22 protein-coding genes and 3 rRNA genes are annotated in these 24,833 nt (G+C 68.0%); 17 read left to right on the plus strand and 8 right to left on the minus strand.

The window, feature by feature from the left end; all coding sequences use genetic code 11:
- The first annotated feature begins 13 nt into the window (after nt 1–13).
- From JOD64_RS25800 to argH, 3 genes are all read left to right on the plus strand, one after another.
- Nucleotides 14–529 carry an arginine repressor gene (locus JOD64_RS25800; protein ID WP_204944609.1) on the plus strand — a complete coding sequence of 172 codons (516 nt, stop codon included), beginning with the start codon at nt 14–16 and terminating at the stop codon, nt 527–529.
- A complete protein-coding gene (locus tag JOD64_RS25805; RefSeq protein ID WP_204944610.1) occupies nt 526–1,737 on the plus strand; it encodes an argininosuccinate synthase in 1,212 nt (403 codons plus the stop codon). Before JOD64_RS25800 ends, JOD64_RS25805 begins: the two co-directional genes overlap by 4 nt.
- A 76-nt stretch (nt 1,738–1,813) precedes the next feature.
- Nucleotides 1,814–3,277, plus strand: coding sequence for an argininosuccinate lyase (gene argH, locus JOD64_RS25810; protein ID WP_204944611.1), 1,464 nt, complete (start codon nt 1,814–1,816; stop codon nt 3,275–3,277).
- A gap of 43 nt (nt 3,278–3,320) precedes the next feature.
- On the opposite strand, the gene JOD64_RS25815 is transcribed toward argH, so the two are convergent.
- Both JOD64_RS25815 and JOD64_RS25820 read right to left on the minus strand, forming a co-directional pair.
- Entirely contained in the window at nt 3,321–3,674 is a 354-nt protein-coding gene (locus tag JOD64_RS25815) for an MmcQ/YjbR family DNA-binding protein (protein WP_204944612.1), read from the minus strand.
- Nucleotides 3,675–3,939: 265 nt separating this feature from the next.
- On the minus strand, nt 3,940–4,365 hold the full coding sequence (locus JOD64_RS25820; protein WP_204944613.1) for a DNA-binding protein: 426 nt from the start codon (nt 4,363–4,365) through the stop codon (nt 3,940–3,942).
- Between the two features lie 98 nt (nt 4,366–4,463).
- Here JOD64_RS25820 and JOD64_RS25825 point away from each other — a divergent pair, with 98 nt between their 5' ends.
- On the plus strand, nt 4,464–5,087 hold the full coding sequence (locus tag JOD64_RS25825) for a DNA-3-methyladenine glycosylase (RefSeq protein WP_307813658.1): 624 nt from the start codon (nt 4,464–4,466) through the stop codon (nt 5,085–5,087).
- Nucleotides 5,088–5,151: 64 nt separating this feature from the next.
- On the opposite strand, the gene JOD64_RS33585 is transcribed toward JOD64_RS25825, so the two are convergent.
- The 3 genes from JOD64_RS33585 to JOD64_RS25835 form a co-directional block, all read right to left on the minus strand.
- Nucleotides 5,152–5,286 (minus strand): NAD-dependent epimerase/dehydratase family protein, encoded by a 135-nt coding sequence (locus JOD64_RS33585; protein WP_275581597.1) that lies wholly within the window; start codon nt 5,284–5,286, stop codon nt 5,152–5,154.
- A gap of 67 nt (nt 5,287–5,353) precedes the next feature.
- Complete coding sequence (locus JOD64_RS25830; protein ID WP_204944615.1) at nt 5,354–5,707, minus strand: nuclear transport factor 2 family protein; 354 nt, start codon at nt 5,705–5,707, stop codon at nt 5,354–5,356.
- Nucleotides 5,692–6,612 (minus strand): fructosamine kinase family protein, encoded by a 921-nt coding sequence (locus tag JOD64_RS25835; RefSeq protein ID WP_204944617.1) that lies wholly within the window; start codon nt 6,610–6,612, stop codon nt 5,692–5,694. Before JOD64_RS25835 ends, JOD64_RS25830 begins: the two co-directional genes overlap by 16 nt.
- Before the next feature lie 127 nt (nt 6,613–6,739).
- Here JOD64_RS25835 and JOD64_RS25840 point away from each other — a divergent pair, with 127 nt between their 5' ends.
- Nucleotides 6,740–7,825, plus strand: a complete 1,086-nt coding sequence (locus JOD64_RS25840) for a WD40/YVTN/BNR-like repeat-containing protein (protein WP_204944618.1) — start codon at nt 6,740–6,742, stop codon at nt 7,823–7,825.
- A 2-nt stretch (nt 7,826–7,827) separates the two neighbouring features.
- On the plus strand, nt 7,828–8,103 hold the full coding sequence (locus tag JOD64_RS25845; RefSeq protein WP_204944619.1) for a ubiquitin-like small modifier protein 1: 276 nt from the start codon (nt 7,828–7,830) through the stop codon (nt 8,101–8,103).
- Between the two features lie 122 nt (nt 8,104–8,225).
- On the opposite strand, the gene JOD64_RS25850 is transcribed toward JOD64_RS25845, so the two are convergent.
- Entirely contained in the window at nt 8,226–8,822 is a 597-nt protein-coding gene (locus tag JOD64_RS25850) for a TetR/AcrR family transcriptional regulator (RefSeq protein WP_204944620.1), read from the minus strand.
- 102 nt (nt 8,823–8,924) lie between these two features.
- On the opposite strand from JOD64_RS25850, the gene JOD64_RS25855 reads away from it, so the two are divergent.
- From JOD64_RS25855 to JOD64_RS25865, 3 genes are all read left to right on the plus strand, one after another.
- Nucleotides 8,925–9,494: a dihydrofolate reductase family protein gene (locus JOD64_RS25855; protein ID WP_204944622.1), complete on the plus strand. Its 570-nt coding sequence runs from the start codon at nt 8,925–8,927 to the stop codon at nt 9,492–9,494.
- A gap of 174 nt (nt 9,495–9,668) precedes the next feature.
- Entirely contained in the window at nt 9,669–10,808 is a 1,140-nt protein-coding gene (locus JOD64_RS25860) for an LLM class flavin-dependent oxidoreductase (protein ID WP_204944623.1), read from the plus strand.
- Complete coding sequence (locus JOD64_RS25865) at nt 10,805–11,440, plus strand: FMN reductase (RefSeq protein ID WP_204944624.1); 636 nt, start codon at nt 10,805–10,807, stop codon at nt 11,438–11,440. The genes JOD64_RS25860 and JOD64_RS25865 overlap by 4 nt, the downstream gene beginning before the upstream one ends.
- On the opposite strand, the gene JOD64_RS25870 is transcribed toward JOD64_RS25865, so the two are convergent.
- The gene (locus JOD64_RS25870; RefSeq protein ID WP_204944625.1) at nt 11,433–12,317 is read right to left on the minus strand and encodes a universal stress protein; all 885 of its coding nucleotides are present in this window, start codon (nt 12,315–12,317) and stop codon (nt 11,433–11,435) included. The two genes, JOD64_RS25865 and JOD64_RS25870, sit on opposite strands and share 8 nt — an antisense overlap.
- Nucleotides 12,318–12,517: 200 nt before the next feature.
- Here JOD64_RS25870 and JOD64_RS25875 point away from each other — a divergent pair, with 200 nt between their 5' ends.
- From JOD64_RS25875 to JOD64_RS25885, 3 genes are all read left to right on the plus strand, one after another.
- Nucleotides 12,518–13,018, plus strand: a complete 501-nt coding sequence (locus tag JOD64_RS25875) for a GNAT family N-acetyltransferase (RefSeq protein WP_204944626.1) — start codon at nt 12,518–12,520, stop codon at nt 13,016–13,018.
- Nucleotides 13,019–13,027: 9 nt separating this feature from the next.
- The gene (locus JOD64_RS25880) at nt 13,028–13,669 is read left to right on the plus strand and encodes a hypothetical protein (protein ID WP_204944627.1); all 642 of its coding nucleotides are present in this window, start codon (nt 13,028–13,030) and stop codon (nt 13,667–13,669) included.
- Between the two features lie 152 nt (nt 13,670–13,821).
- The gene (locus JOD64_RS25885; protein WP_204944629.1) at nt 13,822–15,153 is read left to right on the plus strand and encodes a hemolysin family protein; all 1,332 of its coding nucleotides are present in this window, start codon (nt 13,822–13,824) and stop codon (nt 15,151–15,153) included.
- 19 nt (nt 15,154–15,172) lie between these two features.
- Here the strand turns inward: JOD64_RS25885 and JOD64_RS25890 are convergent, their stop codons facing one another.
- Nucleotides 15,173–15,556 (minus strand): PaaI family thioesterase, encoded by a 384-nt coding sequence (locus JOD64_RS25890; protein WP_204946254.1) that lies wholly within the window; start codon nt 15,554–15,556, stop codon nt 15,173–15,175.
- Between the two features lie 107 nt (nt 15,557–15,663).
- Here JOD64_RS25890 and tyrS point away from each other — a divergent pair, with 107 nt between their 5' ends.
- The 5 genes from tyrS (at nt 15,664) to JOD64_RS25915 (ending at nt 24,825) form a co-directional block, all read left to right on the plus strand.
- Nucleotides 15,664–16,956, plus strand: coding sequence for a tyrosine--tRNA ligase (tyrS, locus tag JOD64_RS25895; protein WP_204946255.1), 1,293 nt, complete (start codon nt 15,664–15,666; stop codon nt 16,954–16,956).
- Nucleotides 16,957–17,592: 636 nt separating this feature from the next.
- Nucleotides 17,593–19,109 (plus strand): 16S ribosomal RNA (locus JOD64_RS25900).
- Nucleotides 19,110–19,493: 384 nt separating this feature from the next.
- Nucleotides 19,494–22,602: ribosomal RNA gene (locus JOD64_RS25905) — 23S ribosomal RNA — on the plus strand.
- A gap of 86 nt (nt 22,603–22,688) precedes the next feature.
- Nucleotides 22,689–22,805: ribosomal RNA gene (gene rrf / locus JOD64_RS25910) — 5S ribosomal RNA — on the plus strand.
- Together the 16S, 23S and 5S rRNA genes form the textbook arrangement of a ribosomal RNA operon.
- Nucleotides 22,806–22,944: 139 nt before the next feature.
- Entirely contained in the window at nt 22,945–24,825 is a 1,881-nt protein-coding gene (locus JOD64_RS25915) for a hypothetical protein (protein ID WP_204944630.1), read from the plus strand.
- Nucleotides 24,826–24,833: the final 8 nt, after the last annotated feature.

Raw genomic sequence — 24,833 nt, forward strand, 5'->3', positions numbered from 1 at the left:
CCGGGGAGCTCCGATGACGGCGCCACTGACCCGCGCGGCCCGGCACGCCCGGATCGTGGAGCTGATCCGCGACGGGGCGATCCGGTCGCAGACCGAGCTGGCCGACCGGCTCGCCGCCGACGGTGTCGGCGTCACCCAGGCCACCCTCTCGCGGGACCTGGAGGAGTTGGGTGCGGTCAAGGTGCGCGGCGGCGACGGCCCGGCCGTCTACCTGATCCCCGAGGACGGTCAACGGCCGCTGCGCGACGCCGAGGCCGCACCGGCCCGGCTGGTGCGGCTGCTGCGCGAGCTGCTCAACGGTGTCGACTCCAGCGGCAACATCGCCGTGCTGCGTACCCCGCCGGGCGCAGCCCAGTACCTCGCCAGCGCGTTGGACCGAGCGGGCCTCCCCGAGATCGTCGGCACCATCGCCGGCGACGACACCATCCTCGTCGTGGCCCGCGAGGCCATCGGCGGGGCCGCGCTCGGCGAGAAACTTGCCGGCTGGGCCCGCCGGGAAGACACCGTTGAAGGGAACACCACGCCATGACCGAGCGGGTCGTGCTTGCGTACTCCGGAGGGTTGGACACCTCCGTCGCCATCCCTTATCTGGCCGAGCAGACCGGCGCCGAGGTGATCGCGGTCGCGGTCGACGTCGGACAGGGCGGCGAGGACCTCGACGCCATCCGGCAGCGTGCCCTGGACTGCGGCGCCGCGGAGTCCGAGGTCATCGACGCGCGTGACGAGTTCGCCGCCGACTACTGCCTGCCGGCCATCCGGGCCAACGCCCTCTACATGGACCGCTACCCGCTGGTGTCGGCGCTGTCCCGGCCGCTGATCGTGAAGCACCTGGTGGCGGCGGCGCGCAGGCACGGCGGCACGATCGTGTCGCACGGCTGCACCGGCAAGGGCAACGACCAGGTCCGGTTCGAGGTGGGCCTGAACGCGCTCGCCCCCGACCTGAAGATCATCGCGCCGGCCCGGGACTTTGCCTGGACGCGGGACAAGGCGATCGCCTTCGCCGAGGAGAAGGGCCTGCCGATCGACGTGTCGGCCAAGTCCCCGTACTCGATCGACCAGAACCTGTGGGGTCGCGCGGTGGAGACCGGCTTCCTGGAGGACATCTGGAACGCCCCCGTCGAGGACCTCTACTCGTACACTGCCGATCCGGCGCAGGACCGCGACGCCGACGAGATCGTGATCACCTTCGACGGCGGCGTGCCGGTGGCGATCGACGGTGAGACGGTCACCCCGTACCAGGCGATCCTGGAGCTGAACCGGCGCGCCGGCGCGCAGGGCGTGGGCCGGCTCGACATGGTCGAGGACCGCCTCGTCGGCATCAAGAGCCGAGAGGTGTACGAGGCTCCCGGCGCGATCGCACTGATCACCGCCCATCAGGAACTGGAGGCGGTGACCGTGGAACGGGACCTGGCCCGGTTCAAGAAGGGCGTCGACCAGCGCTGGGGCGAGCTCGTCTACGACGGCCTGTGGTTCTCGCCGTTGAAGGACTCGCTGGACGCGTTCATCGACGACGCGCAGCGGCACGTGAGCGGCGAGGTGCGGATGACCCTGCACGGCGGTCGGGCCACCGTCACCGGTCGGCGCTCCGAGGCGAGCCTCTACGACTTCGGGATGGCGACCTACGACACCGGTGACACCTTCGACCAGTCCCTCGCAAAGGGTTTCGTGCAGTTGTGGGGCCTGCCGAGTCGGATGGCGTCCGCTCGGGACGCCCGGCTGGGCGGTGGCGGACAGTGACACGTGCGAGCGCGAGGAGTGAGCGAGCGCAGCCAGTGAGCCCCGCAGTCGCGAGCGAAAGGCAAGCAGAGCAATGATGGGCGACGTGGACGACAAGAGCCTGACCGAGAACAGTGCCGCCACCAACCGGACCAGCCTGTGGGGTGGCCGGTTCGCCGGCGGCCCCGCCGAGGCGCTCGCCCGACTGTCGGTGAGCGTGCAGTTCGACTGGCGCCTGGCCCCGTACGACATCGCTGGTTCCCGGGCGCACGCCCGGGTCCTCGCCGGTGCCGGGCTGCTCGACCCTGAGGAGCTGGGTCGGATCCTGGCGGCCCTCGACGACCTGGAGGCGGCCTGTGCCTCCGGCGCGTTCCGCCCGACCGTCGACGACGAGGACGTGCACACCGCGTTGGAGCGCGGTCTGCTGGAGCGCCTCGGCAGCCTCGGTGGCAAGCTGCGCGCCGGCCGGTCCCGCAACGACCAGGTCGCGACGGACCTGCGGCTCTATCTGCGGGACCACGCCCGGGGCGTGGCCAGCCGCCTCGTGGAGCTGGCCGAGGCGTTGGTCGAGCAGGCCGAGCGGCACGTCGACACGGCCGCGCCCGGTATGACGCATCTCCAGCACGCCCAGCCGGTCACGTTCGGGCACTGGTTGCTCGCCCACGTGCAGCCGCTGCTGCGGGACCTGGAGCGGCTGCGCGACTGGGACCACCGGGCGGCGATCAGCCCACTAGGCGCGGGGGCGCTGGCCGGTTCCGGGCTTCCCCTGGACCCGGTGGCCGTGGCCAAGGAGCTGGGCTTCCGGACGTCCTTCGCCAACTCGATGGACGCCGTCGCCGACCGGGACTTCGTCGCCGAGTTCCTCTTCACCACTGCCATGATCGGGGTGCACCTCTCCCGGCTCGGCGAGGAGGTCGTGCTCTGGACCTCGCACGAGTTCGGCTGGGTGGAGCTGGACGACTCGTTCGCCACCGGATCGTCGATCATGCCGCAGAAGAAGAACGCGGACATCGCCGAACTCGCCCGCGGTAAGTCCGGCCGACTGATCGGCGGCCTGGTCACCGTGCTCACCATGCTCAAGGGCCTGCCGATGACCTACGACCGGGACATGCAGGAGGACAAGGAGCCCGCCTTCGACGCGGTCGACACCTTGGAGCTGCTGCTCCCGGCCCTGGCCGGAATGATCTCCACGATGACGGTCCGGGTGGACCGGCTCGTCGCCGCCGCGCCGGTCGGCTTCTCCCTCGCCACCGAGGTCGCCGACTGGTTGGTCCGGCGCAACGTGCCGTTCCGGGACGCGCACGAGATCACTGGCCGGCTGGTGGCGCTCTGCGCCGCTCGGGAATGCGAACTGGAGGACGTCTCCGACGACGACCTGGCTGCGGTCAGCGAGCATCTCGACCCGTCGGTTCGCGACGTGCTCTCGGTCCGTTCGGCCCTCGCGGCCCGGACCACCCCCGGCTCGACCGGCCCCGGCCCGGTCGCCGACCAACTCGCCGACGCGGCGGACCGGCTGGCCAACTGGCGGGACTGGGCCACCGAACGGGTCGTCCCGCGCTGACGGCACCGTGGCGTCGGCGCATGTCGCCGGCGCCACGGCCGGTTCAGGCCGTCGGGCGCTCCCGCTTCGGGAGCTTGGCCACCACCATGTCGTACGACGAGTCGACCGCCTCGGTCAACTCCTCGTCGTCGATCCCACCGTCGAGGCGCAGCGTGTTCCACCCGGACCGGCCGATGTAGGCCATCACCCGGGCGTCGTCGGGGTGCCGGTGCAGCCACTCGTCGGCCACCTCGCGAGTCGGGCCGCACTTGATGCCGACCGTCGGGTTACCCGCGCCGCTGCCGAGGAACGCGAAGATCCGGCTGCCCACCTTCACGACCTCGTCGCCCTCCCACGGCCGGTCCAACCACGCTCCCGGCTTGGCCAGGCAGTACGCCAGCATCTCCGCGCGCTCCATGGGTGCCTCCTCGTCGTGGGCACAGTCTGCCCGCCCCGCGACCGTGAGGCACGCGGCGTGCCGATCCACCCCGCGCTCCGCGCGCTGCCCGCGCTGCCCGCGTTCCGTGCGCTTCGCTGCCCGCGCTCCCAAGATCGTGCTCGATCCAGGATCTAGTGGCTTTGGTCGCGTCGGAAGCCACTACTTCCATGTTCGAGCACGACCTTGCAGGTTCGAGCACGATCTTGCGGGTGTGAGAGTGGGTGTGCGCGCGGGCGTCAGTCGGTCAGGGGGTCTGCTCGGCCGAGCGGGCGGCGACTCGCTCGTAGCGCTGCCGGGCCGCCTGCGCGCTGCCCAGGCCCAGCCCGTACGCGATGGCCTGCCAGGTCAGCCCGCGGTCCCGGGCCAGCGTCAACAGCCCGGCCTCCAGGGCGTCCAGCTCGGCGCGGACGTGTGGCAGCAGGGTCAGCGCGGCGGTGAGGTCGGCGGCGTCGATCGGCTCCTCCGCAGGCTCCCGCTCGGCTCCGCCGGCGGCCAGTGCGGTGACCAGGGCGACGGCTTCCCACGGGTCGAGCACGTACGGGTGGGCCCAGCGCCCACGCTGGGTGTCGGTGCCGGCGTGCCGCTCGCTGATGCGTTGCAGTGCCTCGTGGGTGCGGTGGGCGCGGGCACGGGCCGGGTGGGGTGCGGTGAACGGATCGTCCGTCGTCATGCCCCGAGCACACATCATCAATGCTTCCTTGTCAACATTCCGTTGAAGTGTGGCGCATCAAGCTTGCCGATCCTCGTTCCCCGACGTTTGCTGGACCGGTGGACTACTCGTGGCTGCACGCCCCCGCCGCTCAGGTGCCCGAGACGGCTCAGACGCTTCTCGGGTGGGAGATCACTGCCGGAGGCGTCCGGGTCAGGCTGACCGAGGTCGAGGCGTACGCGGGCACGGGGGAGGACCCCGCGTCGCACGCTCATCGCGGTTCCACTCCCCGCACGGCTGTCATGTTCGGCCCGGCCGGGTACGCCTACACCTACTTCGTGTTCGGCATGCACTGGTGTCTGAACATCATTTCTGGTGCCGAGGGGGAGGCGGCGGCCGTCCTGCTGCGAGCGGGTGAGGTTGTCGACGGTGTGGACATCGCTCGCGAGCGCCGAGGGGACGTGTCCGGTAGAGACCTCGCTCGCGGGCCTGCTCGGCTGGTGGTCGCCCTCGGGATCACCGCCGCGGCCAACGGCACATCCATGATCGACGGCAACGGTCCGATCCTGTTGACGCCGCCAACGCGCCCGGTCAACCGGTCGGCCATCTCTGCCGGCCCCCGGGTCGGGGTGGCCGCGGCGCATGACGTTCCGTGGCGCTTCTGGATCACCGACGATCCCACCGTCAGTAGTTACCGTCGGCACGTGCCCCGTCGGCGACCCGCGAGGAAGCCGGGAGGGTAGTCCGGCTCATGGACGGGGCGGCCGACGTCAACCCGCGCCTCTGGCGCTAGGACCGAAGCCTTGGTCATGGCAGTGCTTGGGCGGTGAGGTCGACGTGCACGGTGCGTCCGGCCACGACGACGTCGTGACCGTTGGATCGCAGTGCGGGCACCAGGCGTCGTCCGATGGTGCTGGCGCCGCCGACGACGATGATCCTCATCGTGGTTCTCCTCCTGACGTCGGATCGACTGAGCAGAGTCCCGGTTCCGCCACCATGGCTGACCGGCTCACGCCAGCCGGTCGGGCAGTGCGGCGAGCGCGTAGTTGTTCCAGACGTAGCTGTCCATCTGATGCTGGTCGGCGGAGAGGTTGACCACCCGGTCGATCTTGCCGTCGGCGGTGAAGTGCCACACCAGTGCCCACAGGGTGTCGACGGTGCCGATGCCCTCGGTGGTCCACCCGCGGTGGATGTCGACCACGTATCCCTCGTTGGCTTCCAGGAACAACGGTTCGGCCTGGAATCCGGCCCTGCCCAACTCGGTGAAGAAGGCGGCGACTTCCTCCACGCCCCGTTTGGTGCCGGACAGCGGGTGGTGGCCGGGGATGGTCCACTCGTCCTCATCGGTCAGCACGGCCCGCATGGCCGGGATGTCGTAGGCCGCGTAGGCGTTCGCGACCGGAACGGGGCGAGGGTGGCACGGATCTGGTCCGCCGCGCCCCAGTCGTCGTCGAACTGCGCCAGCACGGCGAGGTGTTGCCGCAGCTGGACGATCGGCATGCGGGCCCGCCAGTCGCTGTCGAGCGAGGTCAGCTCCGCGTAGACCTCGAAGAACCGTTGCGCCTCGGGTGGGGGCGCGGTGGACCACACGTGGGCGAGGTCGACCTCGGCCCACAGGTAGGACACGGCCGGGTCGATCAGCGCGGGCTGCCCATCCGGGGTGGACAGGAGGTTCTGTGCCCACAGGTCGCCGTGCGTCAGGCACGCCGGCCGGACCGGCAGCAGGTCGGGCAGGCGGTGACACAGCCGCTCCAGCGCCGCCCGGTCCGCGGCATCGAGTGCCGCCTCGACGCGGGGCTGCCCGAGCCACCGCAGCAGCCGGTGCTGTGCGAAGAATGCGAAGCCGTCGTCCTCCCACGTATTGATCTGGCGGCGACGACCCAGCCAGTTGTCGCGGTGCCACCCGAAGCGGGGATGTGTCGTGCTCAGGTGCATCCGGGCGAGCGCGTGCGCGAACTGTTCCCAGAAGGCCTCGCTGTGCGGCCTCGGGCGTAGCACCGACAGGACAAGCAGCTCTCGGCCGGCGAGGATCACCTCGGGTGTCGCCACGCCGCCGAGCTCGCGCAGGGCGGTCAGCCCTTCGGCTTCCGCCACGAAGACGTCGTCGGCAGGCGCGTCGTCGAAGGCCTTGACGAACACCGGCGGCGCGTTCCGGCGGGTGGCGATGCCCGCGAGCGCCGCGACCCCACCCGTCGTCGGCTCCACTGTGACGACATCGCGCATCCCGGCCCGGAGCAGGCACTCCCGCAGGAACGTCGCCGATTGCATCCGGCGATCTTAGGAGTTCGATGGTTCGAGGGGGAGGTGTAGCGGCTGCCGAGGTGTGACCGCGCGTTTGTGTCGGTCGGTGTGTCCATAATCACTGGACCTGCTCACGGACGGTTCGGAGGACGTTATGGCAACGCTGCTCGCGATCGGCACGGCCAAAGGATTGTTTCTCGCCACCAGCGGCGACGACCGGCGCAGCTGGGAGATCACCGGCCCACACTTCCCGATGACCGGCGTCTACGCGGTCGCGGTCGACACCCGTCACTCCACCCCACGGTTGCTCGCCGGGATGACCAGCTCACACTTCGGGCCCAGCGTCGCCACCAGCGACGACCTCGGCGCTTCCTGGGACGAGCCCGACCAGGCGCCGGTCGCGTTCCCGGCCGACACCGGCGTCTCCCTCGGGCGGGTCTGGCAGTTGATGCCGGCCGGCCCCGACCAGCCCGACGTGGTCTGGGCCGGCACCGAGCCGTCCGCGCTGTTCAAGTCCACCGATGGTGGCCGCAGCTTCGAGCTGGTCCGCTCCCTCTGGGACCACCCGCACCGCCCGCAGTGGGAGGCCGGCTTCGGCGGCCAGGCCGTGCACACCGTGCTGCCCCACCCGCGTGACCCGGCCCGGCTGCTGGTCGCCATGTCCACCGGCGGCGTCTACCGCTCGGAGGACGCCGGCGCGAGCTGGGCGCCGGGCAACACCGGCATCCGCGCCTACTTCATGCCCAACGAGTGGCCGGAGTTCGGCCAGTGCGTGCACAAGGTCGCCCGGGACGCCGGCAACCCCGAGCGGCTATATGCGCAGAACCACCACGGCGTCTACCGCTCCGACGACGACGGCCGCACCTGGTCCTCGATCGCCGACGGGCTGCCCAGCGACTTCGGCTTCCCGATGGTGGCCCACCCGGGGCGGGGCGGCACGGTGTGGACCTTCCCGTTGGTGGCCGACGGCGAGCGGTTCCCGACCGACCACCGCTGCCGGGTGTTCCGTTCCGCCGACGCTGGCGGCAAGTGGGAGCCGCTGTCGGTGGGGCTGCCCGAGGGACCGTTCTATCCGGCGGTGTTGCGCGACGCGATGTGCGCCGACGAGGCCACCCCCGGTGGGGTCTACTTCGGCACCCGCTCCGGCTCGGTCTTCGCCAGCCGCGACGAGGGCGACTCCTGGTCCTTGGTGGCCGCGCACCTGCCCGACGTGCTCTGCGTTCGTGCCGCGGCGGTCTGAGCGTGGTCACCGTGTTGCTGCCCGGCCCGCTGCGTGGCGAGGCCGGCGGGGCGAGTCGGTTGAGCATCACCGCCGCCGGGACTCTGCGGGCGGTCCTCGACGAGTTGGCCAGTGAGCATCCGCGGCTGGCCCGACGGATCCGCGACGAGCGAGGTGAGCTGCGCCGTTACGTCAACGTCTTCGTCGACGGTGAGGATTGCCGGCACTCGGGCGGTCTGGCCACCCCGGTCGGCGATGGCGCCGAGGTGCAGGTGCTCCCCTCAGTGGCCGGAGGCTGAGCCGATACCGCCATGGCCGGAGGCTGAGCCGATACGCCGCGTCGACGACGCCGGCGGCCCAACCGGGTTCGGCAGGGTTGCGGCCGACGGTCGGGTGACGGCCGCACCAGGCGGTGGTCGTCCTACGATCTGCCGGCGGTGGGCGTCTCGGGTGGGAGGATCCGTTCGACCAGGTCGGCGATCATTTCGTCGCGCGGAAACGGCGCCAGCACCTCGGGCAGGGTGAGGTCGTCGACCAGCAGGCCGCTCATGGCGAGATAGAGCAGCAGCACGGTGGTCTGGTCGCCGGGCAGCGCGGCGTCGAGGTGGAACCGGATGCTGTCCTGGAGGTTCGCGCTGAACACCTCGGTGAGGGCCGTCTGGAGTTCTGGGCGTCGAGTGGCCTCCAGGCGCAGCTCCAGCATGGCCAGGTAGCTGCTCCGATCACGCTGAAGCCGGCCGTACAGCTCCCGCATCAACTGGGTGACCAGGGCGCGGGTCGGGGGCGCCTGCATGGTCACGGTCACCTCCGCGTCCACCGGGGCCAGGCGTTCCCGGGTCCGCTGTGTCACCTGGCCCAGCAGATCGTCCCGGTTGGTGAAGTAGTTCGACGTCGTGCCGGTGGGCACCGACGCCGCCGCGTCGACGGCTCGGAAGGTCAGACCCCGTGATCCGTCGCGGGCGAGTACCTCGATGGCGGCGTCGAGCAGCGCCGTACGCCGGGCCGGGTTCTGACGCATGAGACCTCCAGGCATTCTCAGGTTGACAGCACTCCAAGTGTAGTACTACATTCAGACCACTTCATGCGGAGTGCTTTAAGCGTAGTGGTTCGAGGGAGCACAGTGCGAAAACTGGTCTACTACATCGGCACCACCATCGACGGCTTCATCGCCGGGCCCAACGGAGAGTTCGACTTCCTCCCGATCGAGCCCGACGTCCTGGCGGCGATCAACGCCGAAATGCCGGAGACCGTGCCCACGCAGTTTCGGGCGGCAGTCGGGCTGGCCGACGCGCCGAACCTGCGGTTCGACACGGTCGTGATGGGACGCGGCACCTACGAGCCGGCCCTGAAAGAGGGCATCACCAGCCCGTACGCCCACCTCCGGCAGTACGTCTTCTCCCGCACCCTGACGAGCTCCGACCCGGAGGTGGAGATCGTCTCCGGCGATCCGGTGGATGTCGTCCGGAAGCTCAAGCAGGAGGACGGGCAGGACATCTGGCTCTGCGGTGGTGGGCACCTGGCCCGGCAGTTGCTGCCGGAGATCGACGAGATGGTGGTCAAGCGGTACCCGCTGGCTATCGGTGCCGGCATCTCGATGTTTGACGGGCCCTTCAACCCGGTCCAATTCGCCGTCGCCAGCACTCGGACCTTCGAGTCGGGCGCTGCCGTCATCACGTACATCCGGACGTGAGGCGGGGATCGGTGGAGGTGCACGGCTGCCGCCAGCTGGGACCTCCTCGGCGGCTCCGGCGCGAGTGACCGGGGCCACCGAGGGGCAGTCCGCTCGCGGAATAGTTGCGTCGTCAAGTAAGTTGTGAGCTGCGTCCGGGTACCACGACCCGGTTCGACAAGCGAGGAGCTGGTCATGCAGTTCGGAGTCTTCACCGTCGGCGACGTCACGGTTGACCCGACCACCGGGCGGGAGCCGACCGAGCATGAGCGGATCAAGGCGATGGTCGCCATCGCGCTCAAGGCTGAAGAAGTCGGTCTGGACGTCTTCGCGGCCGGCGAGCACCACAACCCGCCGTTCGTGCCCTCGTCACCGACCACCATGCTCGGCTACATCGCGGCGCGTACCGAGCGGCTGCTGCTGTCCACCGCGACCACGCTGATCACCACCAACGACCCGGTGAAGATCGCCGAGGACTACGCGATGCTTCAGCACCTGTCCAACGGCCGGGTGGACCTGATGATGGGCCGCGGCAACACCGGCCCGGTCTACCCGTGGTTCGGCAAGGACATCCGGGCCGGCATCCCGCTCGCGATCGAGAACTACGAGCTGCTGCACCGGCTGTGGCGCGAGGACGTGGTCGACTGGAAGGGCAAGTACCGCACGCCGTTGCAGTCCTTCACCTCGACACCGCGCCCGCTCGACGGGGTGCCCCCGTTCGTCTGGCACGGCTCGATCCGCAGCCCGGAGATCGCCGAGCAGGCCGCCTACTACGGTGACGGCTTCTTCGCCAACCACATCTTCTGGCCCAAGGAGCACACCCAGCGGATGATCGAGCTCTACCGCCAGCGGTACGCGCACTACGGCCACGGCACCGCCGACCAGGCCATCGTCGGCCTCGGCGGTCAGGTGTTCATGCGGCGCAACTCGCAGGACGCGGTCCGGGAGTTCCGGCCGTACTTCGACAACGCCCCGGTCTACGGGCACGGGCCGTCGCTGGAGGAGTTCACCCGGGAGACGCCGCTGACCGTGGGCAGCCCGCAGCAGGTCATCGACCGCACGCTGGGCTTCCGCGAGTACGTGGGCGACTACCAGCGCCAGCTGTTCCTGATGGACCACGCGGGCCTGCCCCTGAAGACCGTGCTGGAGCAGCTCGACCTGCTCGGCGAAGAGGTCGTGCCGGTGCTGCGCAAGGAGTTCGCCGCGCGTCGTCCCGCGCACGTGCCGGACGCGCCGACCCACGCCTCGATGGTCGCCGCAGCCGGCGGCGCCAAGGACAGCACCGTCCACGCCGTCGACGACGTGACGGGCAAGGCACCGGAGGTGGCCCGATGACGCACCGCACTCTGGCTGTGGTCTCGGCGGGGCTGAGTCAGCCCTCGTCGACCCGGCTGCTCGCCGACCAACTCGCCGCGGCTACCCGCGACGAGCTGGTCCGGCGCGGCTCCGAGGTGGAGTTGCACGTCGTCGACCTGCGGGAGTACGCCCACGACGTGGTGAACAACATGCTCACCGGGTTTCCGCCGACGGCGCTGCGCGAGGCCATCGACGCGGTGACCGGAGCGGACGGTGTCATTGCCGTCACTCCGATCTTCAGCGCCTCCTACAACGGCCTGTTCAAGTCCTTCTTCGACGTGTTGGATTCCGAGTCCCTGATCGACCGACCGGTGCTGATCGGGGCCACCGGCGGCACCGCACGACACTCCCTCGCCCTGGAGCACGCGGTCCGACCGATGTTCGCCTACCTGCGTTCGGTGGTGGTCCCGACCGCGGTCTTCGCCGCCCCGGAAGACTGGGCGGACGGCACCGCCGACGGCGCGTTGCGTGCTCGGATCCTGCGCGGCGCCGGCGAGCTGGCCGACCAGATCGAGCGTCGGCCACCGGCCAAAGGCCCGGCCGACCCGTTCGCCCTCACCACCGACTTCCTCCAGATGCTCGGCGGAGGGCCAGACGCCCCGGTCAGCTGACCGGGTACGGGTGGGCGACCAGCACCGGACAGTGCGCGTGCCCGATCGCCGCCTGGCTGACCGAGCCGAGCAGCAGACCAGTGAAGCCGGCCCGGCCCCGGGTGCCCACGACCAGCAGCGACGCCATGCCGCTGGCTTCGATGAGCCCCTGGGCCGCGCCGGGCGCCCGGACCGGATGCTCCCGCACCACCAGGTCGGGGTGCGCGGCGCGGACCGCGGCGGAGGCGTCGGCCAGCAGCCGCACCGTCTCCGCCTGGTACGCGGCCTGCGACTCCTCGACCTCCTCCGGCACCGCACGGTCCCCGTCCGACGGGCCCACGTGCACCAGCACCAGCGGCACATCCCGGAGCGCCGCCTCGTCGGCGCCGTAGTCGACGGCGAGCCGGGACGACTCGGACCCGTCAACGCCGACCAGCACCGGAGCGTCCATCGGGATCGGCTGCACATCCGGGCGTACCACCAGCACCGGGCAGTGCGCGTACGCGGCCACCTGCGCGCCGACCGAGCCGAGCAGCAGCCCGGCGAACCCGCCCAGCCCTCGACTGCCCACCACGACCAACTCCGCCCGGCGGGACTCCTCGACCATCGTGATGCCGGGACCGCCGGCGACCTGGCGCACCTCGACGACCAGGCCGGGCCACCGCTCAGCCAGGTCGGCCGCAGCGCGTTCCAACATCTTCTGCGCCTCGTCCGAGGGCACCGGCACCCCGATGTCGTACGGGTTGAGCGGCACGCCGTAGCCGAGTGGGTGCAGGTAACCGTGCACCAGGAGCAGTGGGCGGGACCGGAGCCTGGCGGCGCTGGCCGCGTGCTCCGCGGCGACGAGGCTGGACGGTGATCCGTCCACGCCCACCACGACGGGTCGATTCATCGGCACTCCCTGGGTCGGTCAGGTCATTGTCGACCGCGCACCCCCGGCCGTAACGCCGGACGCGCCGCCAAGCCAGCGCCCGACGCGCCGCTCGCACGCACGTACCGAGCCCAATCGGCCCGCCGGGGTCGGTGCTGTCGGCAGGACCTGACGGTACGGCCGGCCGGAGGTCCCGGACTGTCACCGCCAGTGCGTACCCTCATCGGATGACCTTCGATGTGCTGCTGCGTCCGGTCCGTGAGGACGACCTCGTCGAGTTCTTCCTGCACCAGCAGGACCCGGAGGCCAACCGGATGGCAGCGTTCGGCCCCAAGGACCCGTCCGACCGTCGCGAGTTCGCCCGGCACTGGGCCCGGGTGCTCACCGACCCGGCGAACACGGTCCGCACCATCGAGGTCGACGGCGAGGTGGTCGGGCACGTCACCGCCTTCCCGGTCGGCGAGCAGACCGAGGTCAGCTACTGGATCGACCCGGCCCGCTGGGGCCGGGGTCACGCCACCGCAGCGCTGGATGCCCTGCTGCGCGAGCTGCCCCGACCGGTGCACGCCCGCGCCGCCAAGGACAACGCCGCCTCCCTGGCGGTGCTGCGCAAGTGCGGCTTCGTGGTGGTCGGTGAAGACTCGGGGTACGCCAACGGCCGCGGAGAGGACGTCGAAGAGTGGCTGCTGGAGCTGCCCGCCGATGGGCCTGAGCTGGGCGGGCACTAGTCTCGCGGAGTGAACTGGTTGGATCTCGTCGGCTGGGCCGGCTCTGCGGTGCTGGTCTGGTCGCTGCTGCAGTCGCGCGTCCTGCGGCTGCGTGCGCTCAACCTCGTCGGCAGCGTCGTGCTGATTGGCTACAACGCCGCGATCGAGGTCTGGCCCATGGTCGGGCTCAACGTCGTGCTCGCGGGGATCAACATCTGGTACCTGCGCGGGATGCTCGCCACCCGCCACGACGAGAAGACCTACCAGGTGGTGGAGGTCGGCGTCGGCGACCAGTTCCTCGCGCACACGCTGCGGGTGCACGCCGCCGACATCACCCGGTTCAACCCTGACTTCCACTGGGACCCGGAGGCCGCGGGACGCTCAGCGTTCCTGGTGGTCACGGCCGACGAGGTGGTGGGGGTGGTGCTGTCACACGCCGAGGCGCGCGGAGTCGCCCAGATCGACCTGGACTACGTGACCCCGAAGTTCCGTGACTTCACCCCGGGCGAGTTCGTCTACCGGCGCAGTCACCTGTTCACCGAACGAGGCTTCCACCGGGTGGTCAGCCCACCCCGGATGGTCGCCCCGTACTACCACCGGCTCGGCTTCCGCCCCGAGGGCGACTCGTACGTCCTCGATCTGCCCGGAGCACCGGCCGCCGATCCGGCGTAGCGGTACGGCCGCTGATCCAGCGTAGCGTCGCCCGGCAGGGTTCGGCCGGCGCCGGACGGGGCAAAGACACGCCTACGCCGGGCGGGCTCGCCGACCGGCGGGGCGCCGCGCGTACCGGCCGGTGCCACCACCGCAGAGGGAGCGAACCGGGCGTGCAGAGCTACGGGAGCCAACTGGCCCTGGTCGGGATCCTGGTCGTGATCAACGCGCTCTTCGCCGGCAGCGAGATGGCGCTGGTGTCACTGCGGGACAGTCAGATCCAGCGCTTGGAGCGCACCAGCCGGGCCGGGCGGGTGCTGGCTCGCCTCGCCAAGGACCCGAACCGCTTCCTGGCAACCATCCAGATCGGCATCACCCTGGCCGGTTTCCTGGCCTCCGCCGCCGCGGCGGTCTCGCTGGCCAAGCCCCTCGTGCCGCTGCTCGCAGTGTTCGGCGGCGCCGCCGAGACCGTGGCGATCGTGGTGGTGACCCTCGCGCTGACCTTCGTCACCCTGGTCTTCGGCGAGTTGGCACCCAAGCGGATCGCCATGCAGTCCGCCGAGCGGTGGGCGCTGCTGGTGGCTCGCCCACTCGACCTGCTCGCCAGTTTCACCCGCCCGGCCGTCTGGGCGCTCGGCGCCACCAGCGACCTGGTGGTCCGCCTGGTCGGGCTCAACCCGAAGCACCAGCCGGAGGAGATCGGCCCGGACGAGTTGCGCGACATCGTCGCCGGGAACCACGGCTTCACCAAGGAGCAGCGCACCATCATCGCCGGCGCCGTGGAGATCGCCGACCGGCGGTTGCGGGCTGTCCTCGTACCCCGGTTGCAGGTCTTCACGCTCGACAGCGGGACCACCGCGGAGGCCGCGCGGCTCGTGCTGGCCGCGACCGGGCACTCCCGGGCGCCGGTGGTGCGCCACGGCGGCCTGGACGACACGGCCGGCGTGATCCACCTGCGCGACCTGGTAGGGGTGCCCGACGACCGTCCGGTCGACGAGATCGCCCGGCCCCCGATGCTGTTGCCCGACTCGCTGCCGGTGGTGGACGCGCTGCGTCAGTTCAAGGCCGAGCGCCAGCACATCGCGCTCGTCGTGGACGAACGCGGCGCCGTCGACGGCATCGTGACGCTGGAGGACATCCTGGAGGAGATCGTCGGCGAGATCTACGACGAGACCGACCGGGACGTGAACTCGGTTCGCCGCGATCCCGACGGTGCGCTGCTGCTCCCCGGCACCTTCCCGGTGCACGACCTTCCTGACATCGGGGTCGAGTTGCCGTCGCGCCCGGCCGGTGACTACACCACCGTCGCCGGGCTGGTGCTGGCCCGACTCGGGCACATCCCCACCGTCGTCGGAGAGGACGTCACGCTGGACGGCTGGGTGCTGGTGGTGGCCGGCATCGACCACCGGGCGATCACCGAGGTACGACTGAGCCGCGTACCCGATGACGCCGACGCCGACGCCGATCTGACCTCGGAGCCGGTGCTGGACGAGGCCCGTAGCTGAACCGTCCGGGTGCCGCCGCTCAGTCGCGCGAGAGGTTCTGGAGTCGGACCTGACCGCGGGCGACCAGCCGCTCGTCGGCATCGGTGATCTCCACCTGCCACAGCTGCTGGCTGCGGCCCCGGTGCACGGGCGTGCCGACCGCGGTCAGCTCCCCGTCCCGGACGGCCCGCAGGAAGTCGGTCTGGTTCGACACGCCGACCACCGTGCCCCGGTCGGCCAGCCACAGGGAGCCACCCACGCTGGCCGCGGTCTCCACGACCGAGCAGTACACCCCACCGTGCTGGATGCCGAACGGCTGGTGCAGCTCCGGTCGGACCCGCCAGCTGATGACCACCCGGTCGGCGGACGCCTCTTCGAACTTCAGGCCGAGCAGGGCGACGAAACCACCCGTCAGATCCGGCATCTCCACGGCAGAACCCCTCCTCGATCAACGGGGCGCAAGCCTAACCGGGGCGGGTTACGGCAAACCCGGTACGGGTCGGCGCCGGTCATGGGGGAGAATCGGTGACCGTGACCGACAGCAGCCCCCCGCCGTCCCGGCGGGACTCCCTGACCGACGACCTGCTCTGGCGTGGCCTCATCCAGGACTCGACCGGCCTCGACGAGCTGCGCGAGCTGCTCGACGGGGGGACGGCCACCACCTATTACGTGGGCTTCGACCCCACCGCGCAGAGCCTGCACGTCGGCTCGCTCATGCAGGTCACCACGGCCCGCAGACTGCAACTCGCGGGGCACCGACCGTTGCTGCTGGTGGGTGGGGCGACCGGGCAGATCGGTGACCCGAAGGAGAGCGCCGAGCGGACGCTCAACCCGCCCGAGGTGATCGCCGGCTGGGTCGAGAGGATCCGTGAGCAGCTGGCGCCCTTCGTGTCGTACACGGGGGACAACGCGGCGCACCTGGTCAACAACCTGGACTGGACCGGCGAGATGTCGGTGGTCGAGTTCCTGCGCGACGTGGGAAAGCACTTCCCGGTCAACAAGATGCTCGCGCGGGAGGTGGTGCGGGCGCGGTTGGAGACGGGGATCAGCTTCACCGAGTTCAGCTACCAGCTGCTGCAGGCCAACGACTTCTACGAGCTGCATCGGCGGCACGGCTGCCAGCTTCAGTTCGGCGGGTCCGACCAGTGGGGCAACATCACCGCTGGCGTCGACTACGTCCGTCGACGTGGCGCGGGGCCGGTGCAGGCGTTCACCACGCCCCTGGTCACCAAGGCCGACGGCACGAAGTTCGGCAAGACCGAGGGCGGCGCCGTCTGGCTCGACCCGATGTTGACCAGCCCGTACGCCTTCTACCAGTTCTGGCTCAACGTCGACGACCGAGAGGTCGACCGCTACCTGCGCTACTTCAGCTTCCGTACGCGTGACGAGCTGGAGGAGTTGGCGAAGGCGACGGCCGAGCGGCCGGCGGCCCGCCTGGCGCAGCGGGCGCTCGCCGAGGAGCTGACCACTCTGGTGCACGGCGCCGAGGAGACCCGGCAGGCGGTCGCCGCCAGTCAGGCGCTCTTCGGGCGCGGATCGCTGGACGACCTCGCCCCGGAGACACTGCGGGCGGCGCTGACTGAAGCCGGGCTGGTGCGTCTCTCTGGCGAACCGCCGGATGTGGCGGGCCTGCTGCGGGATTCCGGGCTCGTGGGTGGTCTCAAGGAGGCCCGTCGGGTGATCGCCGAGGGCGGCGCCTACGTCAACAACAACAGGGTGACCGAGGTGGACGCCGAGGTTTCGTCGTCCGATCTGCTGCATGGGCGATACCTGGTGCTGCGCCGTGGCAAGCGCTCGTTCGCGGGCGTTGAGCTGGTCGAATAGTCGCCCGTCGACGATGTGACCGGGGACGCGTCCGGCGGATTTGACGATCATCCCGCCGGACGCGTAACTTTCTCTCTGCCAGCGCGGAACGGACGAAACAGGCGAAAGCCTGAGACGGCCGGAGCGCCGGCCAACGGCCTCGGGGTCGGCGGGCTCGCCCACCGGATCCCGGACCGGGAGGTGCCCCCAACGCCGCGAGGCGGATTTGGTGCGGCGAAACCGACCGGGTATGGTTACCAACCGGCAGGGCACCGGGCGGTCGCGGGAAATCGCGACGGCTGGCCTGCCAACTCCGTGACGAGAGCGGCGCAAGCCGGTCGAGACATGGTGCCCGCATTATCGGGTGAAGCACGACGAACCGGGAAACACCGGTTTGACGCGGCGGAAACGAGCGGGTAACGTAGTAAAAGTGCCTGGCGCTGGAAAGCGCTGGGGACGCTGAACGAAAAGCCCCGGTTGGGGTTCCGCTGAGGTGGGGCTTCTGGTCGGTGTGTGGTTGTTCTTTGAGAACTCAACAGGGTGCTTGTAAAGCCAGTGCCAATTATGATTTATACCCCGGACTGGTCAGTTTTTCTGGCTGGTTGGGATTCCTTTGGCAACATTTGTTTGTTGTCAGGATGCTGTTCAACTAATTTTTTGTTGGAGAGTTTGATCCTGGCTCAGGACGAACGCTGGCGGCGTGCTTAACACATGCAAGTCGAGCGGAAAGGCCCTTCGGGGTACTCGAGCGGCGAACGGGTGAGTAACACGTGAGCAACCTGCCCCAAGCTTTGGGATAACCCCGGGAAACCGGGGCTAATACCGAATAGGACCTTTGGCCGCATGGCCGGGGGTGGAAAGTTTTTCGGCTTGGGATGGGCTCGCGGCCTATCAGCTTGTTGGTGGGGTGATGGCCTACCAAGGCGACGACGGGTAGCCGGCCTGAGAGGGCGACCGGCCACACTGGGACTGAGACACGGCCCAGACTCCTACGGGAGGCAGCAGTGGGGAATATTGCACAATGGGCGGAAGCCTGATGCAGCGACGCCGCGTGAGGGATGACGGCCTTCGGGTTGTAAACCTCTTTCAGCAGGGACGAAGCGAGAGTGACGGTACCTGCAGAAGAAGCACCGGCCAACTACGTGCCAGCAGCCGCGGTAAGACGTAGGGTGCGAGCGTTGTCCGGATTTATTGGGCGTAAAGAGCTCGTAGGCGGCTTGTCGCGTCGACCGTGAAAACTTGGGGCTCAACCCCAAGCCTGCGGTCGATACGGGCAGGCTAGAGTTCGGTAGGGGAGACTGGAATTCCTGGTGTAGCGGTGAAATGCGCAGATATCAGGAGGAACACCGGTGGCGAAGGCGGGTCTCTGGGCCGATACTGACGCTGAGGAGCGAAAGCGTGGGGAGCGAACAGGATTAGATACCCTGGTAGTCCACGCTGTAAACGTTGGGCGCTAGGTGTGGGGGGCCTCTCCGGTTTCCTGTGCCGCAGCTAACGCATTAAGCGCCCCGCCTGGGGAGTACGGCCGCAAGGCTAAAACTCAAAGGAATTGACGGGGGCCCGCACAAGCGGCGGAGCATGCGGATTAATTCGATGCAACGCGAAGAACCTTACCTGGGTTTGACATGGCCGCAAAACTCGCAGAGATGTGAGGTCCTTCGGGGGCGGTCACAGGTGGTGCATGGCTGTCGTCAGCTCGTGTCGTGAGATGTTGGGTTAAGTCCCGCAACGAGCGCAACCCTCGTTCGATGTTGCCAGCGCGTTATGGCGGGGACTCATCGAAGACTGCCGGGGTCAACTCGGAGGAAGGTGGGGATGACGTCAAGTCATCATGCCCCTTATGTCCAGGGCTTCACGCATGCTACAATGGCCGGTACAATGGGCTGCGATACCGCGAGGTGGAGCGAATCCCAAAAAGCCGGTCTCAGTTCGGATCGGGGTCTGCAACTCGACCCCGTGAAGTCGGAGTCGCTAGTAATCGCAGATCAGCAACGCTGCGGTGAATACGTTCCCGGGCCTTGTACACACCGCCCGTCACGTCACGAAAGTCGGCAACACCCGAAGCCGGTGGCCCAACCCCTTGTGGGAGGGAGCCGTCGAAGGTGGGGCTGGCGATTGGGACGAAGTCGTAACAAGGTAGCCGTACCGGAAGGTGCGGCTGGATCACCTCCTTTCTAAGGAGCACCTTCCGACGAAAGTCGGTAAGGAGCCCGCACTACCCGAATGTGGTGGTGGGGTGCTCAGATGGCGGAGACACTGGCAAGTTTTACCCTGGCAACGGCCGGCGGCGCTTAGTACAGCCACTCTCTTCGGGGTGTGGTGGGAACGGATGACGTTGGTGCGGCTGGGGGAGAATGTGAGCACCCTGTTGGGTCCTGAAGGAACAACCATTGGTTGTTGTTTCAGAGACTTGGCCAGCCTCCTTGTGGGGGCTGGAAGTCTGCCAGGCATGGCCTGGCTCCACATACCGCCGGCGGTTGTCGGGTTTGGTGTGGGGCGGATCGGGTTGTGGGTTGGTCGTTTGTTGAGAATTGCACAGTGGACGCGAGCATCTTTGTGGTCAAGTTGTCAAGGGCGAACGGTGAATGCCTTGGCACCAGGAGCCGATGAAGGACGTGGGAGGCCGCGATAGGCCTGGGGGAGCTGTCAACCAAGCTGTGATCCCAGGGTGTCCGAATGGGGAAACCTGGCACCAGTCATGTGGTGTCACCCACACCTGAACACATAGGGTGTGTGGAGGGAACGCGGGGAAGTGAAACATCTCAGTACCCGCAGGAAGAGAAAACAATTTAGTGATTCCGTGAGTAGTGGCGAGCGAAAGCGGATCGAGGCTAAACCGGCTGCGTGTGATACCTGTCAGGGGTTGCGTGGTCGGGGTTGTGGGACCCTGCTGAACAAGCTGACACTTGTTCGAGAAGTTACAAAGTTAGTGGCTAGTCGAACAGTCTGGAATGGCTGACCGTAGACGGTGAAAGTCCGGTAGGTGAAAGTTGCTGACCTTCTGTGGGTGTTCCCGAGTAGCGGCGGACCCCTGAAATCTGCCGTGAATCTGCCAGGACCACCTGGTAAGCCTAAATACTTCCTGGTGACCGATAGCGGACAAGTACCGTGAGGGAATGGTGAAAAGTACCCCGGGAGGGGAGTGAAATAGTACCTGAAACCGTTCGCCTACAATCCGTCGGAGCCTTGCGGGGTGACGGCGTGCCTTTTGAAGAATGAGCCTGCGAGTTAGTGGCATGTGGCGAGGTTAACCCGTGTGGGGGAGCCGTAGCGAAAGCGAGTCTGAATAGGGCGATTCAGTCGCGTGTCCTAGACCCGAAGCGGAGTGATCTAGCCATGGGCAGGCTGAAGCGCGGGTAAGACCGCGTGGAGGGCCGAACCCACCAATGTTGAAAAATTGGGGGATGACCTGTGGTTAGGGGTGAAAGGCCAATCAAACTCCGTGATAGCTGGTTCTCCCCGAAATGCATTTAGGTGCAGCGTCGCGTGTTTCTTGCCGGAGGTAGAGCACTGGATGGTCTAGGGGGCCCACAAGCTTACCGAAATCAGCCAAACTCCGAATGCCGGTAAGTGAGAGCGCGGCAGTGAGACTGCGGGGGATAAGCTTCGTAGTCGAGAGGGAAACAGCCCAGATCACCAGCTAAGGCCCCTAAGCGTGTGCTAAGTGGAAAAGGATGTGGGGTCGCATAGACAACCAGGAGGTTGGCTTAGAAGCAGCCACCCTTTAAAGAGTGCGTAATAGCTCACTGGTCAAGTGGTTCCGCGCCGACAATGTAGCGGGGCTCAAGCACACCGCCGAAGCTGTGGCATTCACATTTTATCCTCGCTTGGACTTGATTCCTTGTGCAGGTGTGTGGATGGGTAGGGGAGCGTCGTGCCGCGAGTGAAGCAGCGGGGTGACCCAGTTGTGGACGCGGCACGAGTGAGAATGCAGGCATGAGTAGCGAAAGAAGGGTGAGAAACCCTTCCGCCGGATGACCAAGGGTTCCAGGGCCAGGCTAATCCGCCCTGGGTGAGTCGGGACCTAAGGCGAGGCCGAGAGGCGTAGTCGATGGACAACGGGTTGATATTCCCGTACCCGCGAAAGAGCGTCCCTGATGAACCTCGTTGTGCTAACCGCCCGAACTTGGTGAGGTCTTCGGACTGAGCTGAGGGAGCGTGGGAACCTGATGGGTAGTAGTCAAGCGATGGGGTGACGCAGGAAGGTAGCTGAGCCCGGCCGGTGGTTGTGCCGGGGTAAGCGTGTAGGCCGTGTTGTAGGCAAATCCGCAACACATATAGGCTGAGACGTGATGCCGAGCCGATTCAGGTGAAGTCAGTGATCCTATGCTGCCGAGAAAAGCCTCTAGCGAGTTCTTAGCGGCCCGTACCCCAAACCGACACAGGTGGTCAGGTAGAGAATACCGAGGCGATCGGGCGAACTGTGGTTAAGGAACTCGGCAAATTGCCCCCGTAACTTAGGGAGAAGGGGGGCCGGAGACGTGAAGCCCCGCGCGGGTGGAGCGTTGTATGGCCGCAGAGAGCAGGGGGAAGCGACTGTTTACTAAAAACACAGGTCCATGCGAAGAAGTAATTCGATGTATATGGACTGACGCCTGCCCGGTGCTGGAACGTTAAGGGGACCTGTTAGCTCTTCGGGGCGAAGCGGAGAACTTAAGCGCCAGTAAACGGCGGTGGTAACTATAACCATCCTAAGGTAGCGAAATTCCTTGTCGGGTAAGTTCCGACCTGCACGAATGGCGTAACGACTTCCCCACTGTCTCAACCACAGGCCCGGCGAAATTGCAGTACGAGTAAAGATGCTCGTTACGCGCGGCAGGACGGAAAGACCCCGGGACCTTTACTATAGCTTGACATTGGTACTCGAATTAGCTTGTGTAGGATAGGTGGGAGCCGGTGAAGTCCATACGCCAGTATGGGTGGAGGCAATCTTGAAATACCACTCTGGTTGATTTGGGTATCTAACTTCGGACCGTTATCCGGTTCAGGGACAGTGTCTGGTGGGTAGTTTAACTGGGGCGGTTGCCTCCTAAAAGGTAACGGAGGCGCCCAAAGGTTCCCTCAGCCTGGTTGGCAATCAGGTGTTGAGTGCAAGTACACAAGGGAGCTTGACTGTGAGACTGACAGGTCGAGCAGGGACGAAAGTCGGGACTAGTGATCCGGCACTTGCGAGTGGAAGCGGTGTCGCTCAACGGATAAAAGGTACCCCGGGGATAACAGGCTGATCTTCCCCAAGAGTCCATATCGACGGGATGGTTTGGCACCTCGATGTCGGCTCGTCGCATCCTGGGGCTGTAGCAGGTCCCAAGGGTTGGGCTGTTCGCCCATTAAAGCGGTACGCGAGCTGGGTTTAGAACGTCGTGAGACAGTTCGGTCCCTATCCGCCGTGCGCGTAGGATACTTGAGAAGGGCTGTCCCTAGTACGAGAGGACCGGGACGGACGAACCTCTGGTGTGCCAGTTGTCCTGCCAAGGGCACGGCTGGTTAGCTACGTTCGGAAGGGATAACCGCTGAAAGCATCTAAGCGGGAAGCCTGCTTCAAGATGAGGTATCCCACCCACTTTGTGGGGTAAGGCCCCCAGCTAGACGACTGGGTTGATAGGCCGGAAATGTAAGCCCGGTAACGGGTTCAGTTGACCGGTACTAATAGGCCGAGGACTTGACTACTAAGCTGCTACGCGTCCACTGTGCAACTCTGAACAAGCGAACACCCGTGATTTTTGTGCCGGGGTTGTTTGATATGTTCATAGAGTTACGGCGGTCATGGCGGAGGGGAAACGCCCGGTCACATTCCGAACCCGGAAGCTAAGCCCTCCAGCGCCGATGGTACTGCACTCGTGAGGGTGTGGGAGAGTAGGACGCCGCCGGACAATCTTCCAGTCGAGGGCCGCCCCATCCGGGTCGGCCCTCGACTGCGTAGCGCCATTGGTGGCGCAATCAGGAAGGATGTACCTGTGAGTTCAGGACCGCAGGGCGGAGACCGTCCCCGTCGCGAAGACCGTACTGACGGTGCGGGCGGACGCGACCGCGGCCCGCGCCGCGATGATCGAGACCGGCCCCCGTACCGGGGAGACCGCGACAGCGGCGGCGGCGCCCGAGGTGGCTACGCAGGCGGCCGCGACTCTGCTTCCCGTGGTGGTGACCGGGACAGCTCGCGGTCCAGCGCTCCGCGTGAGGGTGGTTTCCGCGGTGGCGATCGCGATGGTTCGCGGTCCAGCGCTCCGCGCGAGGGCGGCTTCCGTGGCGGCGATCGCGATGGTTCGCGTTCGGGCGCGCCCCGTGAGGGTGGCTTCCGTGGTGGCGACCGGGATGGTTCGCGGTCCAGCGCTCCGCGTGAGGGTGGCTTCCGCGGTGGTGACCGTCGTGAGGGCGGTTTCCGTGGCGGCGATCGCGATGGTTCGCGGTCCAGCGCTCCGCGTGAAGGCGGTTTCCGTGGTGGCGACCGGGACGGTTCGCGTTCGGGCGCTCCGCGCGAGGGTGGCTTCCGTGGTGGCGACCGGGATGGTTCGCGTTCGGGCGCTCCGCGTGAGGGTGGCTTCCGCGGTGGTGACCGTCGTGAGGGCGGTTTCCGTGGCGGCGATCGCGATGGTTCGCGGTCCAGCGCTCCGCGTGAAGGCGGTTTCCGTGGTGGCGACCGGGACGGTTCGCGTTCGGGCGCTCCGCGTGAAGGCGGTTTCCGCGGCGGTGACCGGGACGGTTCGCGTTCGGGCGCGCCCCGTGAGGGTGGCTTCCGCGGTGGTGACCGTCGTGAGGGCGGTTTCCGTGGCGGCGACCGCGATGGTTCGCGGTCCAGCGCTCCGCGTGAAGGCGGTTTCCGTGGCGGCGATCGCGACGGTTCGCGTTCGGGCGCGCCCCGTGAGGGTGGCTTCCGTGGGGGCGACCGCGACGGTGGCTTCCGTGGTGGTGATCGTCGTGAGGGCGGCTATCAGGGTGGCGACCGTCCCCGTTCCGGCCCGTCCCGCGAGGGCGGTTTCCGGGGCGACCGCGAGGGCGGCTTCCGCAGCGGCGAACGTCGCGAGGGTGGCTTCCGCGACGGGTCCCGGACTGGTGCACCCCGCGAGGGTGGCTTCCGTGGCGGTGACCGCGACGGCTCGCGCTCGGATGCTCCTCGTGAGGGTGGCTTCCGCGGTGGTGACCGTCGTGAAGGCGGGTTCCGTGGCGGTGACCGCGAGGGCGGGTTCCGTGGCGGTGATCGTCGCGAGGGCGGTTTCCGTGGTGGCGACCGTGAGGGTGGCTTCCGGGGTGGCGACCGTCGTGAGGGCGGCGCGCCTCGCGAGGGTGGCTTCCGGGGTGGCGACCGTGAGGGTGGCTTCCGAGGTGGCGACCGTCGTGAGGGCGGCGCGCCCCGTGAAGGTGGCTTCCGTGGCGGTGACCGTCGTGAGGGCGGCTTCCGTGGCGGCGACCGTGACGGCTCCCGGCCGAGCGGACCGCGCGAAGGCGGCGCGCCCCGCGAGGGTGGCTTCCGTGGCGGTGACCGTCGTGAGGGCGGTTTCCGTGGTGGCGACCGCGAGGGTGGCTTCCGGGGTGGTGACCGTCGTGAGGGCGGCGCGCCCCGTGAGGGCGGTTTCCGCGGCGGTGACCGTCGTGAAGGCGGCTTCCGCGGTGGCGACCGTGACGGCTCCCGGCCGAGCGGACCGCGCGAAGGCGGCGCGCCCCGCGAGGGTGGCTTCCGCGGCGGTGACCGTCGCGAGGGTGGCTACCGGGGCGGCGAGCGTACGGGTGGTTTCCGGGCCGACGAGCGGCCGCGTCGCGAGGGTGAGTTCCGCCGCGACGACCGCGCCGGCGGCTCCGAGTCGTTCGAGGGCGGGCGTAGCTCGGCCCCGGCGCTGCCGGACGACATCGTCGCGACCGATCTCGACAAGGATGTTCGCGCTGAGTTGCTCTCGCTGAACAAGCCC

It is taken from the genome of Micromonospora luteifusca (assembly GCF_016907275.1).
Taxonomy (GTDB): Bacteria; Actinomycetota; Actinomycetes; order Mycobacteriales; family Micromonosporaceae; genus Micromonospora; species Micromonospora luteifusca.

Bases quoted from the DNA above. Each gene is read 5' to 3' on its own strand.
- JOD64_RS25830 (WP_204944615.1), bottom strand. From the start codon at position 5,707: ATGCGGGCCGTGCTGACCGATGAGGACGAGTGGACCATCCCCGGCCAC.
- JOD64_RS25805 (WP_204944610.1), top strand. From the start codon at position 526: ATGACCGAGCGGGTCGTGCTTGCGTACTCCGGAGGGTTGGACACCTCC.
- JOD64_RS25860 (WP_204944623.1), top strand. From the start codon at position 9,669: ATGCAGTTCGGAGTCTTCACCGTCGGCGACGTCACGGTTGACCCGACC.
- JOD64_RS33585 (WP_275581597.1), bottom strand. From the start codon at position 5,286: ATGAGGATCATCGTCGTCGGCGGCGCCAGCACCATCGGACGACGCCTG.
- argH (WP_204944611.1), top strand. From the start codon at position 1,814: ATGGGCGACGTGGACGACAAGAGCCTGACCGAGAACAGTGCCGCCACC.
- JOD64_RS25890 (WP_204946254.1), bottom strand. From the start codon at position 15,556: ATGCCGGATCTGACGGGTGGTTTCGTCGCCCTGCTCGGCCTGAAGTTC.
- JOD64_RS25865 (WP_204944624.1), top strand. From the start codon at position 10,805: ATGACGCACCGCACTCTGGCTGTGGTCTCGGCGGGGCTGAGTCAGCCC.
- JOD64_RS25800 (WP_204944609.1), top strand. From the start codon at position 14: ATGACGGCGCCACTGACCCGCGCGGCCCGGCACGCCCGGATCGTGGAG.
- JOD64_RS25875 (WP_204944626.1), top strand. From the start codon at position 12,518: ATGACCTTCGATGTGCTGCTGCGTCCGGTCCGTGAGGACGACCTCGTC.
- JOD64_RS25835 (WP_204944617.1), bottom strand. From the start codon at position 6,612: ATGCAATCGGCGACGTTCCTGCGGGAGTGCCTGCTCCGGGCCGGGATG.
- JOD64_RS25840 (WP_204944618.1), top strand. From the start codon at position 6,740: ATGGCAACGCTGCTCGCGATCGGCACGGCCAAAGGATTGTTTCTCGCC.
- JOD64_RS25850 (WP_204944620.1), bottom strand. From the start codon at position 8,822: ATGCGTCAGAACCCGGCCCGGCGTACGGCGCTGCTCGACGCCGCCATC.
- JOD64_RS25820 (WP_204944613.1), bottom strand. From the start codon at position 4,365: ATGACGACGGACGATCCGTTCACCGCACCCCACCCGGCCCGTGCCCGC.
- JOD64_RS25815 (WP_204944612.1), bottom strand. From the start codon at position 3,674: ATGGAGCGCGCGGAGATGCTGGCGTACTGCCTGGCCAAGCCGGGAGCG.